This is a genomic window from Mesorhizobium sp. B264B1B, from assembly GCF_020165765.1.
GTDB lineage: Bacteria > Pseudomonadota > Alphaproteobacteria > Rhizobiales > Rhizobiaceae > Mesorhizobium.
The window spans coordinates 1-16,119 of record NZ_JAIUIS010000024.1 but is presented as its reverse complement, the minus strand read 5'-3'; the positions used below and the strand labels follow the sequence as shown (position 1 = coordinate 16,119).

The 16,119-nt window shown below is 65.9% G+C and carries 17 protein-coding genes and 1 pseudogene; 7 read left to right on the top strand and 11 right to left on the bottom strand.

Annotated elements, in window-relative coordinates:
• Nucleotides 1-13 precede the first annotated feature (13 nt).
• The 6 genes from LB547_RS32585 to LB547_RS30745 all read right to left on the bottom strand — a co-directional run bounded on the left by LB547_RS32585 (nucleotide 14) and on the right by LB547_RS30745 (nucleotide 7,137).
• Nucleotides 14-1,204 (bottom strand): helix-turn-helix domain-containing protein, encoded by a 1,191-nt coding sequence (locus LB547_RS32585; RefSeq protein ID WP_224655996.1) that lies wholly within the window; start codon nucleotides 1,202-1,204, stop codon nucleotides 14-16.
• Between the two features lie 107 nt (nucleotides 1,205-1,311).
• A complete protein-coding gene (locus LB547_RS30765; RefSeq protein ID WP_140500096.1) occupies nucleotides 1,312-1,512 on the bottom strand; it encodes a hypothetical protein in 201 nt (66 codons plus the stop codon).
• A 187-nt stretch (nucleotides 1,513-1,699) separates the two neighbouring features.
• Nucleotides 1,700-2,791: a BsuBI/PstI family type II restriction endonuclease gene (locus tag LB547_RS30760; RefSeq protein WP_140622960.1), complete on the bottom strand. Its 1,092-nt coding sequence runs from the start codon at nucleotides 2,789-2,791 to the stop codon at nucleotides 1,700-1,702.
• On the bottom strand, nucleotides 2,788-4,560 hold the full coding sequence (locus LB547_RS30755) for a class I SAM-dependent DNA methyltransferase (RefSeq protein ID WP_224655997.1): 1,773 nt from the start codon (nucleotides 4,558-4,560) through the stop codon (nucleotides 2,788-2,790). Before LB547_RS30755 ends, LB547_RS30760 begins: the two co-directional genes overlap by 4 nt.
• Before the next feature lie 136 nt (nucleotides 4,561-4,696).
• A complete protein-coding gene (locus tag LB547_RS30750; RefSeq protein WP_224655998.1) occupies nucleotides 4,697-6,241 on the bottom strand; it encodes an ATP-binding protein in 1,545 nt (514 codons plus the stop codon).
• Between the two features lie 254 nt (nucleotides 6,242-6,495).
• A complete protein-coding gene (locus LB547_RS30745; protein WP_140759905.1) occupies nucleotides 6,496-7,137 on the bottom strand; it encodes a glutathione S-transferase family protein in 642 nt (213 codons plus the stop codon).
• Nucleotides 7,138-7,358: 221 nt separating this feature from the next.
• Between LB547_RS30745 and LB547_RS30740 the strand changes: the two genes are divergently transcribed.
• A complete protein-coding gene (locus LB547_RS30740) occupies nucleotides 7,359-7,664 on the top strand; it encodes a hypothetical protein (protein WP_140500102.1) in 306 nt (101 codons plus the stop codon).
• 248 nt (nucleotides 7,665-7,912) lie between these two features.
• Nucleotides 7,913-8,283 (top strand): annotated as a pseudogene (locus tag LB547_RS30735) (endonuclease domain-containing protein).
• Nucleotides 8,284-8,483: 200 nt separating this feature from the next.
• Here LB547_RS30735 and LB547_RS30730 read toward each other — a convergent pair.
• From LB547_RS30730 to LB547_RS30720, 3 genes are all read right to left on the bottom strand, one after another.
• On the bottom strand, nucleotides 8,484-9,314 hold the full coding sequence (locus LB547_RS30730) for an aldo/keto reductase (protein WP_140759745.1): 831 nt from the start codon (nucleotides 9,312-9,314) through the stop codon (nucleotides 8,484-8,486).
• A gap of 160 nt (nucleotides 9,315-9,474) precedes the next feature.
• Nucleotides 9,475-10,107 carry a PQQ-binding-like beta-propeller repeat protein gene (locus LB547_RS30725; protein WP_140759742.1) on the bottom strand — a complete coding sequence of 211 codons (633 nt, stop codon included), beginning with the start codon at nucleotides 10,105-10,107 and terminating at the stop codon, nucleotides 9,475-9,477.
• A gap of 35 nt (nucleotides 10,108-10,142) precedes the next feature.
• On the bottom strand, nucleotides 10,143-11,363 hold the full coding sequence (locus tag LB547_RS30720) for a helix-turn-helix domain-containing protein (protein WP_140521470.1): 1,221 nt from the start codon (nucleotides 11,361-11,363) through the stop codon (nucleotides 10,143-10,145).
• A 110-nt stretch (nucleotides 11,364-11,473) separates the two neighbouring features.
• Between LB547_RS30720 and LB547_RS30715 the strand changes: the two genes are divergently transcribed.
• From LB547_RS30715 to LB547_RS32450, 3 genes are all read left to right on the top strand, one after another.
• Nucleotides 11,474-12,226 carry a DUF899 domain-containing protein gene (locus LB547_RS30715; RefSeq protein WP_140671010.1) on the top strand — a complete coding sequence of 251 codons (753 nt, stop codon included), beginning with the start codon at nucleotides 11,474-11,476 and terminating at the stop codon, nucleotides 12,224-12,226.
• A gap of 120 nt (nucleotides 12,227-12,346) precedes the next feature.
• Complete coding sequence (locus LB547_RS30710; protein ID WP_140759739.1) at nucleotides 12,347-12,667, top strand: hypothetical protein; 321 nt, start codon at nucleotides 12,347-12,349, stop codon at nucleotides 12,665-12,667.
• A gap of 32 nt (nucleotides 12,668-12,699) precedes the next feature.
• Complete coding sequence (locus LB547_RS32450) at nucleotides 12,700-12,828, top strand: hypothetical protein (protein WP_263483591.1); 129 nt, start codon at nucleotides 12,700-12,702, stop codon at nucleotides 12,826-12,828.
• 93 nt (nucleotides 12,829-12,921) lie between these two features.
• Here LB547_RS32450 and LB547_RS30705 read toward each other — a convergent pair whose 3' ends face one another.
• Nucleotides 12,922-13,920 carry a bestrophin family protein gene (locus LB547_RS30705; RefSeq protein ID WP_140500113.1) on the bottom strand — a complete coding sequence of 333 codons (999 nt, stop codon included), beginning with the start codon at nucleotides 13,918-13,920 and terminating at the stop codon, nucleotides 12,922-12,924.
• Nucleotides 13,921-13,977: 57 nt separating this feature from the next.
• Nucleotides 13,978-14,592, bottom strand: a complete 615-nt coding sequence (locus LB547_RS30700) for a TetR/AcrR family transcriptional regulator (protein ID WP_140500115.1) — start codon at nucleotides 14,590-14,592, stop codon at nucleotides 13,978-13,980.
• 302 nt (nucleotides 14,593-14,894) lie between these two features.
• Between LB547_RS30700 and LB547_RS30695 the strand changes: the two genes are divergently transcribed.
• Nucleotides 14,895-15,374, top strand: a complete 480-nt coding sequence (locus tag LB547_RS30695; RefSeq protein ID WP_140759736.1) for a (2Fe-2S)-binding protein — start codon at nucleotides 14,895-14,897, stop codon at nucleotides 15,372-15,374.
• On the top strand, nucleotides 15,371-16,119 hold a 749-nt coding region (locus LB547_RS30690), incomplete at its 3' end, for an FAD binding domain-containing protein (RefSeq protein ID WP_224703001.1). The genes LB547_RS30695 and LB547_RS30690, both read left to right, overlap by 4 nt.

Here is a 16,119-nt window from a genome sequence, read left to right as displayed (position 1 = left end):
CCAGCAGCTGTTGCTACTTTGCCATGGTCGGGCTTTCAATTCCTGCGGAAAGCGTCACCAGCCCGCCTGGCGTCCTTCCCCTGTATCTCTTCATGGTCGCGGCCAGGTGGCTCTGATCCGAAAATCCGGCAAGGTAGGCGACTTCGGCAATCGGCAACTCTCCGCCGGCCAGCAGCTTTTCCGCGAGATCGAGGCGCAGGTTGATCAGATACCGATGCGGCGGCATGCCGAATGTCCCGGCGAACCTTGCTATGAAATGATTTGGTGACACCCCCGCGACCGACGCGAGCTCGGCGACCATGACTTTCCGCACGAAGTTCTGGTCGAGATACTCTCGCACGCGTCGGGCGCCAACGGCGGAGAGCCCGCCTTTGGGCGACGCGGCCTGCCTCTTGCGACCCGTATAACCGCGCAGCAGATGCACCCCGAACACCGTCAGCAGCGAGTCCAGATAGAGCTCGTTCGGCGGCAGCCTGTCGGTCAGTTCGGCAGTGATCATCTGGGCTATGTTGAGCGCCCTCAGGTCAACCGTGCCGAACGCGGGCGGCTCGAGCTTGACGTCCGGGAGGTCGAACTCATGGGCCGCCAGCTCGGACAGCGCTTCGGGAGAGATCGAAACGACGGCGTTCTCCCTGGTCTGCGACCAGGCCAGCGTGCTGTCGACGCCCGCCGGATTGACGACGAGACAGCCGACCGGCGCATCGTACTGCGTGATCCTGTCACTGCCGAGCGAGGCTCTCAGCTTGCGTGCCGGCCTCAGCACAATCCCCGTGGAATGCTCCCTGGCCAGGAATTTCTGCGATCCCGGACTGCGGACGGAATAGATGACGCTTCCGCGGGCGGTGGCTCTTCTGGGACCAGCACTTTCCGGAATGATATCCAGGACGTATCGAGCTGTCCGCTCTTGATCGACGCCCTGGGAATCGCCGCTTTCCCGAGCCCCGCCCGCATGTTTCATACGTGTTGCCTCAGCCGGCTTACCGCCGCTTGGTATCCCCTTCCCCTGACCCGGAATCAACGTAACGCACACGCCTCGAATTGAAAAGAACTTCCACGCGCAAAGAAAATTCTTTATTCGAGATAAGAAAGAAGAACTGACCGTCGAAGGAAGTTCAGCAGCATTTCTGTCAATAGCGAAGAGCCTTGACGGATCTTCGCTTCCGGATTCGTCGGCCCGGGCGTAAGCCGGCAACGCATCGGTCACGAAGGAGGAGTTCACATGCGAGGCTGTGTCGGCCCTGTGGTTCGACAGCGTTGTTCGGCATCAGTGGCACGCAACGGCGCGGCGCGGAGCCAGTCGTTCACGGCCGTCTATTGCGGGTCCCCGCGACCTTTTTCGTAAAGATCCCACGCGAGTTCCACAAAAGCCAGAAGCACATCATCCTTGTCCCAGCCGGCCGCGACAGCCGCCTCGACGATTTCGCCCACGAGAGGCAACAATTGGCGCTGGCAGGCGAGCGGGATGTCAGCCTCGGATTCATCCACTGGAGGTCCATCGAAGTTGAACTTCATCGTTTGGCGCTCCCCTCGCCATCAAACGAAATGCTACTCGTTCCCAACAAACGAAGTGCTATTCGCCAGACCTTATTCCTATACAATAACTCCAACATTAAACATAGCAGGCTAGGCCGCCAACGGAGCGCAACACCGGATAATCCGTGTATCGACCGGCTGTCCTAGTGACGCTGGGGAAGCGTTATTACATCACTGTCCAAGGCAAGCTGCCGAATGGACGCCCGTCGGCCGCGCCGTCATGAAGCACGAGGAGTTGGCCGGGTTCGGAGACGAACCAGGCGAACGAGCCCCAGGCAAGCTGCGCGACGGTCTTCTTGAAGCCGGCGGACTGGCGATCCTGATAGGCGGTCAGGAACGCGATCTGTTTTCGGTCGAAACCGGCCGCGTCCGTGACAGCATGGAGGGCATCGCGCCGGCGATCCGTGATCGCGCCATCGGTCGCCACCACTTCCACGAACAGGATCAACGGCTCCTTGCGGCCGAGATCGGCGAGGATGATGTCGGGCAAGTTCCTGTCGGCCTCGATCTTGAGGCCGATCGCACTGGCGATGGCGTCGTCGCGCAGGACCACCTTGTTGCCGCTCTCGCTCAGCCACAACATGGCAGGGGCGGCGAGAAACCGTTTGGCGAACACCTCGATGACGGCTTGAGCGATGACCGAACTCGGTCCCGGCGCCAAAAGCCTGGTGTCGCCGTTCGGAAACGTGACGCGGATGCCGGCGGTGTTGGCGACAGCGCCGGCGCGCATGATGGTCACGCGGGCCAGCGCGCCCTTGCTGAGATGCGTTTCCTGGAAGTCCGCGATGGCGGTTTCCAGCGCCTCGCCTTCCAGCGCCGGGTCGAACAGGGCTGCAAATGCCGCCCTCAGCGCATAGCGGGGCTGGCCTGAAGTCGTCGGCAGATCCTCGCGACGCAGCACCGAGCCGATCGCCACCAGCCCGTCCCGCAGCGTCTCGTCGCGGATGGGCTCGCGCGTATTGTCCGCGTACCAGCGTGATCCCGCGACGGCGCCGTTCTTGCGCAGGACAGTTGCGGCATAGGCATCCCGATCTGCATCGTCCGCCAGCGCCGCCTGCTCGCGGGTCATGCGATAAACATGGACAGGGCCCAGGAATCGCCCCGAACCCTCGACGGCGCCGATGTAGAGAGCGGCGAACACGGTGCTGGCGGCAAGTTCGCGGATGCAATAGATGCGGTTCGGCGTGCCTTCCGGAAAGATCAGCGGCAAGCGCCCGGCGACAAGATCGCGCGTCGCATAGGGCGGCCGTGCCGTCATGCAGGCTCACCGTAGAGGCGGCTGCATTCCGCCTCGATCCTGTCGCGCGGTGCACCGGCGGTGACCAGCCTTTCCAATGCCTGGATGCTCCTGGGCGGCGGCAGCGGCAGCGCTTCGAGCTCGAAGGCGGAAACGGCGACGCTGCCGCTGATGCAGCGGAAAAGATCGTCGACGACACGGCTATTCAATAGCGCCGCCACGACCGCCGCCGGCACCTTCGTGCTGCCGGTCGCGCGGACCATGTTGAGATGGTTTTCGACGACGACGCCGCCATGCGCATCGATGAATTCCTGGCGAAGTTCGGCGGCGATCAGGCGGCGGGCCTGTTCCTTGGCGGTGGTGCGCTGGACGAGGATGCAGGGCTCCTCGACAAGCAGCCAGCCATCGCCGGCCTCCAGCTTGAAGTAAGGGGCGTGGTTCTTCTTGCGCGCGCGATAGGCGAACTGGCCGTCGGAGGTCACGGCTTCGGCCCAGATCAACGGATGCACCCCCTTGCCGCCGGCGCGATCGCGCAATTGACCCTTGAAGCGGTTCCAGACCAGCGGGCCGGTCGAAACCCCATAGCCCCAGTCGACGAGGCGATGCGTCATCGTCTCGGCCCGGGCGATGAGCCGGCTGTGCTCCGGCGTGCGCGGCGCAAGCCAAGGCATGGCGCGGTCGGATGGCAAGCCTATCGTGCCGTTGCGGGCAATCCCGGCCTCGGTCTCGGAGGCGACGGTCACGTAGTGGATCTGCGCGCGCCGCGGCTGCGCGCCGTTGACATAGACGGCAAGCAGCGTCTCCTGCAGCACGTCCTCGAAAACGCCGCGCCGCGCATGCACGAAGTCGATCGCGACGGGCGGCGCCTCGTTGGCCAGAAGGCTGCGCAGCGCCGAGTAGTATTGGCCGCCGAGAAAGCTTGTCGGCGTCAGGAAGGCGATGAGGCCGCCAGGCTTGGTCCAGCGCAGCGCGGCGTCGGTGAAAACGCCGTAGAGATTGGCGTGCCCGTAGAGGCCGCGCGCATAGCGCTCGCGCAATCGCGACGGCAGCGAGACCCGCCCATAGGGCGGATTGCCGACGACGAGATCGAAGACGGGTTCCGGATCGGCTTCAAGCGTGTTGCAGGCCGTCACGATGGCGGGGGCGGCGCGCCCGGCCCTGGTCGCGATATCGGCGAGCGCGATCTCCAGGGCGCCTTGCGCCAGCCGCGCCGCGAGGGGATCGAGCTCGAAACCGGCAAGCCTGGTGCCGACATGGCTGAGCGCGAAGGCTGGCTCGCAATCGCCGAGCGCGGCGATCATGCGGTGCGCGGCATGAAACAGAAACGTCCCACCGCCGGCGGCGGGATCGAGAACCCGTGCGCTGCGCCAGTCCAGGCCCTCTTCCTCGGCCTGGTCGAGCAGGCGATTGACCAGCGCCGGCGGCGTGTAGAAGGCACCGCGCTCACCGCGCTCCCTGGTCGGCAGCAGGACCGGATAGAGGCTGGTGACGAGATGCAGCGCTTCGAGGATCGGCAGCCGCGCGGCGGTCTCCCCGATGCTGTGCGCAAGCGCGGAAGCCGGCTCGTCCAGCGCCTCCGTATCGAAGGCGAGCGAGGGGCAGATCGCCGGGGAAATGCCGAGGGCCGCCGACAAGGCCTCCAGCGCGCGCCGGGTCAGCGAAACCGCATAGGTTTCGCGGTCGCATTCATCGATCGTCTCGCACCATGCGCGCGCCAGCAGGCGAGCCTTCGACAGCTCCGCGCGCGCCACTCGCAATGCATCAGCCACCGAGCGCAAGACGGCAGGCAATTTCGACCCGCGAATCTGTGAAACTTTTCCCATCGCCCTCGACCGTACCGCGCAAGACTCACCGATGCGATAGAGTATCACATGTTCTCGTTATGTTCCAGTGGAAAACCGCAACCGTGCCGCGCGCATGCATTGATCACAGCGCCAGGCTACCCTGCTCCGTCTCCTCGGTATTGGGATCGCCCGGCGCCGCGTTGCGGTCGCCCGGCGCCGCATTTGGGTCGCCCGGCGCCGTCGCCCAGGCGAGTTCCACCAGCGTGACGGTGCGCCGGCCGGTACCGTCGAGCTGGCACACGATCAGGCCCTGCTCTTCGATATAGGTGAGCAGGCGCCGGGCGCGGCGCATGGAGTGCGAGCCATAGGCGCGGGCGATCGCGGCGTCGCTCGGGCAAGGCCAGCCTTCCTTGGCCGCGCGGGCGATCATCATGAACACGCCCTGCATGTCCTCGGGTAGCAGCGAAGCGCGCACGGAGACGTCGCGCCACGCATCGTCCTCGGCCATATCGGAGCCGACGCCGGCGCGGGCGCGCGTCAGCATGCGGCGAAACTCCTGCAGATCGGGCACGACCGAGGCCAGTCCCTCGATGCGGCAGCGCACCACGAACTCCTGGTAGAGCACGCCGATGACGCGGAAGCCCGCATCGGGCTCCGCCAGGATGGCGCGCAGGATGCGGTCCATCCGCTCGCGCCGCTCCGCCAGGTCCTCGGCGCTGGGCGCCGGCTCGGCCGGTTCGGGGCGGATCTCCAGCGCCGCCGACTTCGCCGCCATCAATTGGTCGAGCAGGTCCGGCGATGTCATCCGCCGCTGCGGCCGCGCGGCCTCCGGCGGCGGTGCCGCCAGGATGATCGCGCGGGCATCCTCCAATGCCGCTTCCGGCAACGGCATCAGGCGCGGCGTGCCGTTGCGCGGGCTCGTATCCGTCGGCCCGATGCGCAGGCCGAGCGGGCGGCGCGACAGCGCCGGGCCCAGCGCCATGAAATGCCCGCGCTCTAGGTCGCGAAAAGCCTCCGCCTGCCGCCGCTCCATGCCAAGCAGATCGGCGGCACGTGCCATGTCGATGTCGAGGAAGGTGCGGCCCATGAGGAAATTGGAAGCCTCGGCCGCGACGTTCTTGGCAAGCTTGGCAAGGCGCTGCGTGGCGATGATGCCGGCAAGCCCACGCTTGCGGCCGCGGCACATCAGATTGGTCATGGCGCCGAGCGAAAGCTTTCTCGCTTCGTCGGAAACCTCGCCGGCCACCGCCGGCGCGAAAAGCTGCGCCTCGTCCACCACCACCAGCATGGGATACCAATGGTCGCGCGCCACCTCGAACAGCCCGCCGAGGAAGGCGGCGGCGCGCCGCATCTGGTTCTCGGCGTCGAGCCCTTCGAGATTGAGCACCGTGGAGACGCGGTGGATGCGCGCCCGCTCGCCGGCGCTCTGCAACCCGCGCTCGGTATGTTCCTCGGCATCGATCACCAGATGGCCGAAGCGTTCGCCCAGCGACACGAAGTCGCCTTCGGGGTCGATGATGGTCTGCTGCACCCAGGGCGCGCTCTGCTCCAGCAGCCGGCGCAACAAATGAGATTTGCCGGAGCCCGAATTGCCCTGCACCAAAAGCCGCGTCGCCAGCAGTTCCTCAAGGTCCAGCGCCGCCGGCGCGCCGGCGGTCGTCTGTCCCATCTCGATCGCAACGGTCATGTCAGACTCAGCCGCTCCTTCGCAGAGGGACTTATCAATCCGATTGCAAAGCGTCGAGCGCCGATGGCCGCCGGTTGGGCGTTGCGCACAGTTGTGCGAATGCTGCCTGCCTGATGCGAACCTCGGACCGGCTGAACGATCGCATGACAAGCGCGCAATCGTTTCGGATGGACGTGAAAACAAGCAGTTGAAGCGGAATCGCGAATCAAATCCTGAAGCCTGGTCGGCCGCTCCCGCGTCGTCTCACGCGGGCATCACCGTCCGGGGACCGGCGCCAATGCGGGCGCGTCCAGCCCCTGGAACGGATCGCGCCAGGCCTCGATCTCTTCGAGCCGGCGATACCAGCGCTCGATCTCGGGATGGTCGCCGAGCGGCAAGCGGGCGGCGTCGTTGAAGGGCAGGAACGTCGCCATGCGGAAATCGGCATACGAAACCGAAGTCCCGGCCAGCCATGGCCGCCGGCCAAGTGCCGCCTCGAGGATCAGCGCCGTCCTGTGGAACTGTTCCAGTCCCTCCGCGACCTTTTCCGCGTCGATCGGACCGATGCCATAGCGCTGCTTGGTGCCGCGCTCGAAATGCACGATGTCACAGGCCCTGACGAACTCTTCCTTGCCCCAGCTCAGCCAACGGATCATCTCGGGTTCGTCGTCGCCCGCGCGCCAGAAATCCGAACCCATGTCGCGCGAAAGCCGGCAGGCTATGGCGTCCGCTTCCCAGAGGCTCCCTCCAGGCCAGGCCAGCAAGGGCAGGGAAAGATTGGGATTGAGCGGACGGAACCGCTCCGCCTGCCCCGGCGCCATAGGCGAAGCGAATTCGAACGCGACCTTCGCCCCGAGGTGACGGGCCACCGCGACTCCCAGGCGCGGATTGGGGTTGCGGCTGAAGAACAGTTTCATCTCCGCGTCCGCCCCGTGCGGTTTCGGCCCGACCTTGTCACTCGCCATCGCCTCGCTCCTTGTTGCGGCATGCACGCCAAGGACGGATAGCGCCGATCGAATCCGACAATGCGGTCGCGACCGCAACGACGGGTTTTGCGAAAAGTCCGGGTTGACCGCTTCCGGACGCGAGGCGACTATCCCTCTCGAAGCATGGCAATGGATCTCGAGGAGGATGAGCGATGGATGAGCCCGACCGCTGGCGCCACATGTCAAGCGCGCCCAAGGACGGCAGCCGGATCCTCGTCACGGTCCGGCCGTCCGAGCAGGGGCCGGCGGAAGTCGACCTCGCCTATTGGTCGGATGGCGACCAGTTCGGCGAAGAAGGCTGGCGCGCGTCGGACTCCTCGCCCGGCCGCATCGTCGAATATGCCGAGCCGGAGCTGAAATGCTGGATGCCGATGCCCTCGGCCAACCTCGCCCGCGCCTCCATGCCCTCGCCCTGGGAAGGCGACGACGCCCAGCAGCTGGACGGCTCGGGGATTTGAGGCACTGAAGCTGCTGATCTCCTGAGACGCCGGCGGGACAGCCCCCCTCTGCCCTGCCGGGCATCTCCCCCACAAGGGGGGAGATCGGCTGTCGCGAATGCTTTCGCCAATCTTCAACGTTGAAGAATGTAGCGCCGGAGCCAAAGCTGCCAATCTCCCCCTCGTGGGGGAGATGTCCGGCAGGACAGAGGGGGGCGCCGTAGAGTAAAAACGTTGGTGACCAACTTCAGCATCAAGCCTCTCACACCATGCCACACACACCCTTGCCCCCAAGACACCGCGCTAACGCGAAATCGATGCGCAGGATCATGACCGATGCCGAACTAAAGCTCTGGAACGAGCTGCGTGCGCATAGGCTGATGGGCCTGGCTTTCGCAGGCAATTCCCCATCGCCGGCTACATCGTAGACTTCGCCTGCCCGGAGAAAAAGCTGATTGCAGAGGTCGACGGTTCACAACATGGCGACCCGGGTCTTGCCAATGCTGACGAGGCCAGAACCAAACGCTTGGAACAGGATGGCTGGATCGTCTTGCGCTTCTGGAATGACGATGTCATCCGCGACATAGACAATGTCTGCCAGCATATCGTTATCGCGGCTGGTTTGGCAGACGCGCCCTGACAGGCTGGCGGGACAGCGCCCCCCTCTGCCCTGCCGGGCATCTCCCCCACAAGGGGGGAGATTGGCAGCTTTGGCTCCAGCGCCACATTTTTCAAAGTTGAAAATTGGCGAAAGCATTCACGACAGCCGATCTCCCCCCTCGTGGGGGAGATGTCCGGCAGGACAGAGGGGGGCGCCGTAGAGTAAAAACGTTGGTGGCCTCAAAACAAGAACGCCGCCGTCGCAGGGTTCGGCCCGACGCGGCCGTCGGCTGAATCCATGCCGCGGATGGCCTTCAGGTCCTGCGCGTCCAGTTCGAAATCGAAGACGTCGAAATTGGCCGATATGCGGTCCTGGTGGACCGATTTCGGGATGACGATCAGCCCTTCCTGGAGATGCCAGCGGATCATCGTCTGCGCCGCGGACTTGCCGTGCTTTGCGGCGATGCCTGCTATGGTCGGGTCGCCGAGCAGCCTGCCGCTGCCGAGCGGGCTCCAGCTTTCGGTGTGGACGTTGTGCCGGGCATGGAACTCCCTGATCTCGCGCTGCTGGAAACGCGGATGCAGCTCGATCTGGTTGACGGCTGGCGTGACGCCGGTTTCGCCGATGATGCGCTCCAGGTGATCCCGGTTGAAATTCGACACGCCGACCGATTTGATCCGGCCGGCTTTCTGCAGCTCGACCAATGTCTGCCAGGCCTCGACATATTTGTCCTGGCTGGGCACCGGCCAGTGGATGAGGAACAGGTCGATCTGTTCGATACCGAGCTTGTCCATCGTATCCTCGAAGGCGCGCAATGCGGCATCGCGCTGGTGCGCGCCGTTGCGCAGCTTCGAGGTGATGAACAGCTCGCCTCTCGGCACGCCCGCGCTCCGGATCGCCTCCCCGACGCCCTTCTCGTTCTGGTAGCCTTCGGCGGTGTCGATCAGCCTGTAGCCGGCCTTGATCCCCCAACCCACCACCTTGGCGGTGATAGCGGGATCGACTTGCCACACGCCAAGGCCGAGCCGGGGAATGGTCGAGCCGTCGTTCAACGAAATCTGTTCAGGCATGGTCTGGTCCTCTGCGAAGATGGTCCAGCCTATCTAGGCCCGGCATCGGGCAACGGCCAGCCGGCGGCGGACAAATTGCCGAATCTGTGATCGACACAGACGATGCTCCTGTCGCTTGTCCGCAGGCGTCGGCACGTGAGCTCACCGCAAAGATCAGCCCTCATTTCGGTCGGCGCACGGTCCTCACCACGCCGCCCGGGCCGCCGCCGCAGAAGAAGCGGTCGCCGCCGTCGGATTCGAGCCCCGACACGCCCTTGCCGGGCGGCATGTCGAGCCGTTCCAGCACGTCTCCGTTCTCCGGGTCGACGCGCCGCACATCGCTCTGGTCGCCTTCCCAGGTGCCGTGCCACAGCTCGCCATCGACCCAGGTCACGCCGGTGACGAAGCGGTTGGATTCGATGACGCGCAGGATCGCCCCGGTCTCAGGGTCGATCTGGTGGATCTTGCGCTGGCGGTTCTGCCCCACCCACAACGTGCCCTCGGCCCAGGTGAGGCCGGAATCGCCGCCGCCGCCGGGCGCCGGAATGGTGGACAGCACCGCGCCGGTGCCGGGATCGATCTTCTGGATCCGGTCCTTGGCGAGCTGGTAGAGGTACTGGCCATCATAGGCCGTCCCGGCATGCGCGGCGACATCGATCGAGCGCACCGCCTGCCCGCTCTCCGGGTCGAAGGCGGTGAGCCCCTTGCCCGAGGCAAACCAGACGTTCTGCCCATCGAAGCTCACCCCATGCACGCCGTCCACGCCCGCAAAGGGGCCGTATTCACGCAGGATTTCGGCCGCCGCATGTTTCATGTCTTCATCCTCACCCTTGATCGTGTGATCCATTCCTAGCCGTTCGGCAACGGCGCCGGGAGTAACAAGGTGGTCGTGAAACCCGCCACCGGCGGCGTCATCCAGCGGCGCGCCCGGCCGTGGCCGAACCATTGCACCTTGCCGGTCTCGGCAAGCTGCTCCAGCGCGCGCTGCACGCTGCGCTGGCTGGATGCGAGCGCCAGCGCCAGTGCCGAGCTCGACCAGGCTTCGCCGTCGGCGAGGAAGGCGAGCACTGCCGCATGCCGCTCCTCGAGAGGCCGCGCCAGCACCACCACTTCGCCGCCCCGTTTCGGCGCCAGCGAAAAACCGCGCTTCGTCGCCTGGATGTCGGCCAGCCCGCGCAGCTCGGCGCGCAGCCGGCCGATCTCGACCCGCAGCCGGGCGCGATGCGATTCATCGGCGTGCCTGCCGCCGAAGGCCCTGGCGATGAGCGCCGCACGCGGCATGTCGCCGGGCCAGGCCTCGGCCAACGCGCGCGCCAGCGCAAACAGCACCGGGCGCGTCGCCAGAGAGGCCCGCGCCTCCTGTCTGCGCACGGCATAACGAAGACCGTCGACCACCAGCGCTTCCGATGCCTGCAAGGTCTCGACTTCCTCGAGCAGCAGCGGATGCTCCTGGCCGTTCGCGATCAGCCGCGCCGCCGGCGTTGCCAGCACCCGGAACGCGCTGTCGACCTCGGCCATCAGTCCGGGAATGCCGGCCCGCCATGCGGCGTGGCGGGCCCGCTCGAGTGCCGCGCGCGCGGTCTTCGTCCTGAGGCGCCGCATGGCGATGCCGGCGACGACCAGCTCGTGCGCGGCCCGCGAAGCCGGCGGAAACGGCGTCGCATCGAGCCCGGCCAGCACCTGCTCGGCCTCGTCGAGACGGCCGATCAGCAACAGGAATCGCACTTCCAGGTGCCGCGCATGCGCGGCGTTCAGCCGGTCGCCTTGCTTTTCCAGCGTCGCCCGCGCCGCGTCGAGCGCCTTGGCCGGCCAGCCGAGGTCGCGCGAAACCAGCGCGATCTCGGCTTCGGCGATGACGCATCTGGCGCGCGCCACCGCTTCCCTCGGCCCGAAGGTGCGCCCCGCCCGCCGCAGCAGAGCCCTGGCCCGGTCGAGATCGCCGAGCTGCGCCATGGCGATGCCGCGCAGCGCCAGCGCCGGCGCGTCCTCGCGCAACGCCACGCGGTCGAGCGCGCCGAGCGGGTCACCCGCCGCCAGCAACAGCCCCGCGGCCGTGATCAGCGAATCCATCAAAAAAATCCCGCCACGGCGAATCCCGCCACACTTGTAACTCTCACCATCCCGCTGTCCGGCGCTATGTCAGTCGCGTCACATCAAACCGGAACAGCGAGGCAAAAGCCATGACCAAGCAAATGCACACACCGCCGATCGTTTCCCAGCAAGCATGGGAGGCGGCGCGCCAGCAGTTGCTCGTAAAGGAGAAGGCGACGCTCCGCGCCAAGGACGCACTGGCCGCCGAGCGCCGGCGCATGCCGTGGATGGCCGTCGAGAAGGATTACACGTTCGAAGGCCCCAACGGAAAAGCGAGCCTGCTCGACCTGTTCGAGGGCCGCCGCCAGCTGATCGTCTACCGCGCCTTCTTCGAGCCGGGTGTGTATGGCTGGCCCGATCACGCCTGCCGCGGCTGCTCGCTGGGTGCCGACCAGGTCTCCAACCTCGCCCATCTCAACGCCCGCGACACCACGCTGGCCTACGCCTCGCGCGCGCCGCAGGCCGACATTGCGCGGTTGAAGAAGCGGATGGGCTGGGCAATGCCCTGGTACACCATCACCGACAGCTTCGACAAAGATTTCGGCGTCGACGAATGGCACGGCCACAACGTCTTCATCCGCGACGGGGACCGCATCTTCCGCACCTATCTGATCAACAACCGCGGCGACGAGGCGATGGGCACCGTCTGGAGCTACCTCGACGCCACGCCGCTCGGCCGCCAGGAGGTCTGGGAGGACTCGCCCGAAGGCTATCCGCAGACCCCGACCTACAAATGGTGGAACTGGAGCGACAATTACGACGCAGACACCGCGCCGGACAGGAAATGGGACGAAGTGTCTGCTGCCGGCGAGGCGGCGTTCCGCAACAAGGACGTCCAGTAGAGCCTGGCTAGAGCGCCGGCTCCACGCAAGCGCGGCCGGACGCTCTTCACAAGGCGGCAGCTTTCCCAGAACTGCTGCTGCTTTCCGGGCTTGCGCCAATGCGCAACCGAGGAGAAAGACATGAGCGACATCCATACAGACGCCCGCCGCTGTCCCGATCAGGACGCGGCCCGCCTCGGCATCGCCGACTGGCTGGGCCTCGCCGCAGCGCCGATCTTCGCCCTGATGGCGCTGCTGGCCGGCATCTTCGGCGGCGATGCGGCGATGCTGTGCATGGGCACCTCTTCGCCGCTCACCGGCATGCCGGCCATGTACCTGCTGATGAGCGCCTTCCATCTGGCGCCTTGGCTGCGCGTGATTTCCAACAGGCAGGCGGGCCGGGAGAAAGCAAAGCGCTTGGAGAAAACTCTGCAAAAACAGAGCATTGCGCAAGCAGCTTGAATCGCCGATGCAACCCATCAAGGAGAAGAACCATGACACGGACGAGTGAGACGCACGGTCCCGACACACGGGAGCCGATCGAGGCGGAGCCGACACGGCGCGGCGACGAGCCGTCGCAACCCGCCAAGGGCTGCCCCTGGTGCACGCCCGAAAAGACCTGACGCTTCGACGGCGGCGCCGACGCGCCGCCCGGGGCGAAACACATCGCCAATGACGCCCGGGCGGTTCGCGCTTATCGCCGTAAGGCACTGGCCTTACGTCGCGATGTCGTTGACAGGCAGCAATGGCGCGGGAAGGTCGATCTCGCCGAGCCCGGTCCGCATTTCGATCTCTATGTCGCGGCAGATCTGCGAGATCGGCACATCGTTGGCGTTGCCCTCGAAAGGGTTGGCGCTGCTCTCGCCGACCTGGTCGAGCGACATGTATGCCCAGCCCAGCAGCGTGCTGAACGGGATCGTCAGCCAGATCGCGATCGAGCCCAGCGCGCCGCCGAATTTGCCCATCTCGGCGAAGACCGGAACGACGCCGAACGGCAACAGCGTGCAGAAGATCATGACGAACATGGAACTGACGATGGCGTATTGGCGGGGATAGGGATTGTTCTTGATGCGGTCGCAGCGCGCCTGCTGGTCGTGGAAGTCGCGGATGAGTTTTGTCAGTTCGCCATAGATCTGCGGAGGAATTTTGGCGTCCTTGAACAAGCCGTTGACCTGCACCGATTGCATTTCGAGCAAGGCGATCGCCGGGCGGGGCGATTTCAGGACGCCCCCGGTCTGCTCGGCTAGCAACGGCCGCAATTCGTCGGTGATCGAGCCCGTATCCTCCTGGACATGGTAACGCCGCCGGTATTCGATATTGGCGGCCCGCGCCATGGATTCCCATGGCATCGGCCGCCGCAGCGCGAAACGCAGCGCCGTCATCCAGGCGATGTGGCGATAGATGAGTTGCTTCGCTGTCGGGGCGTCGGTGAAGTCCCTGCAGAAATTGGACCACAACCGGCTGCTGGCCGTGATTTGCGCAAAGGCCTGCAGCGCTTCACCGCTGCGGGTAAACACCTGCGAATTCTTGAAGCCCGCAACCAGTGACACCGTGGTGCCGAGCACCAGCACGACAGACCACGGCACCGAGAACCCGGCAAGTCCGGGAAAACGGTAGGCGGCCACCGCCAGTCCGCTCACCACCACCATGTAGATGACGCTGCGCCGCGACCAGAGCGCGAAATCCATCACCTTGTAGGAACGGCCCACATACATAAGATGCCCCCAAATCGCGGACGTGCCCGCTAGCCGCAGGCCAGTCTCCAGTCGCCCTCACCTAGCCTTGGCGGCGCCGAACCGCAATCCGTCCATCAGCAGCCGGACCAGCCGGCGCGAGCGATCGCGCCAATCCGGGGTGTCGGGCGCCGAATAGATGCCGCCCAGCGCGTGCAGCACGTCGGACGCGTCGACATCGCCACGGATGGTGCCCTCGGCCACCGCCGCCTCGACCAATTGCCGCAACGCCGCCGAGACCCGACCCGACGTGTCGGAATAGAGATTGGCATTCGCCGTCAACAGGATCCGCAGGCTGGTCGCAAGCCCTCGCTTGGTGGCGATATAGTCGACGAAGCGCCGCATCCATTCTTCCAGCGCCACGTCGGACGGATGCTTTGCCGCCAGTTCGCCGGCGGCCGCGCACAGCCCCTCCACCTCGCGGCGGTAGACCACCTCGACCAGGTGCTCGCGTGTCGGGAAATGCCGGTAGAGCGTGCCGATGCCGACGCCCGCGCGGCGCGCGATCTCCTCCAGCGAGGCGTCGATCCCGCGCTCGGCGAAGACCGACGCCGCCACCTCGACCAGCCGGTCGCGGTTGCGCTGCGCGTCGGCGCGCAGCGGCTTGGCCTCTGCGGTCTTCTGGTCGGGGATGGCGGACGGCTCTGCGGCCAATTTTTTCTCCACTGTCGAAATATGGGGCTTGAACCCCATCGGGTCAGCCCCCACGTAATAAACGGAGGCACCTCCGCTTTAGTGGAGCACCTTTATCATATAATCAGGGGAACCGGTATGTCACGTGCTGAAAGCTTGCAAGCCAAAGCCGATTTCCGTCAGGGATTGGTGAAGGCGCCGAAGAGCGTAATCTCCCCCCGCACGGGGGGAGATCGGCCAAGCTGACCACATTGCGCCTTGCCCTTCCCCGCCCCGACACCACTTCATTTCCCTCAGCGTCAAGCAACTGGAGCCAGACGCCCATGACGAACACCACAATCCCCGTCCATCTCGATATCAACGGCCAGCCGCATACGCTGGACCTCGAACCGCGCGTCACACTGCTCGACGCCTTGCGCGACCGCCTCGGCCTGACAGGCACCAAGAAGGGCTGCGACCACGGCCAGTGCGGCGCCTGCACCGTGCATGTCGACGGCGAGCGCGTGCTGGCTTGCCTGACGCTCGCGGCACAGGCCGAAGGCCGCACCGTCACCACCATAGAGGGGCTTGCACGGGAGGGCGAACTGCATCCCGTGCAGGCTGCCTTCCTCGATCAGGACGCCTTCCAGTGCGGCTATTGCACATCTGGCCAGATCATGTCGGCGGCCGCCTGCATCCGCGAAGGCCATGCCGGCTCCGATGACGAGATCCGCGAATACATGGCCGGCAATCTCTGCCGCTGCGGCGCCTATCCGCACATCGTCGCCGCCGTGCGCCAGGCAGCGCTGGAGGCCGCGTCATGAGGGATTTTTCCTATCTTCGCGCCAACTCCGTCGACGCCGCACGCCAGGCGGCCGCCCTGCCCGGCGCCATGCTGCTGGCCGGCGGCACGACGCTGATCGACCTCGCCAAATGCGACGTCGCCGAGCCCGATAGCCTGGTCGACATCAGCCATCTCAAGGGGCTCGATACCATCGAGATCGACGAGCGCGGCGCCGTCATCGGCGCGCTCGCCAGGATGAGCCATGTCGCCGACCACGCCGGCATCAAGGGCGGCTTTCCCGCTGTCTCGGAGGCGCTGTGGCAGGCGGCTTCGGCGCAGCTCCGCAACATGGCGACGGTCGGCGGCAATCTGATGCAGCGCACACGCTGCCCCTATTTCCGCGATCCCTCGAATTTTGCCGCCTGCAACAAGCGCGAGCCCGGCAGCGGCTGTTCGGCGATCGGCGGCGTCACCAGGGGCCATGCGGTGCTCGGCACCAGCGAGGCCTGCATCGCCACGTATCCCGGCGATCTCGCCACCGCGCTGGTCGCCTTCGATGCGGTGGTCCATCTCGGAGAACGCCGCGTCTTGGTCGACGACTTTTTCCTGCTGCCCGGCACCACGCCTCAGAAGGAACACGCGATCGAACCGGGCGAGATGATCACCGCCATCGAAATCCCGGGATCCGCCGCCGCCCGCCGCTCGAGCTACGTGAAGGTCCGCGACCGGCAGTCTTACGAGTTCGCCGCCGCCAGTGCCGCCGGGGGGGGGGGGGGGGGGGGGGG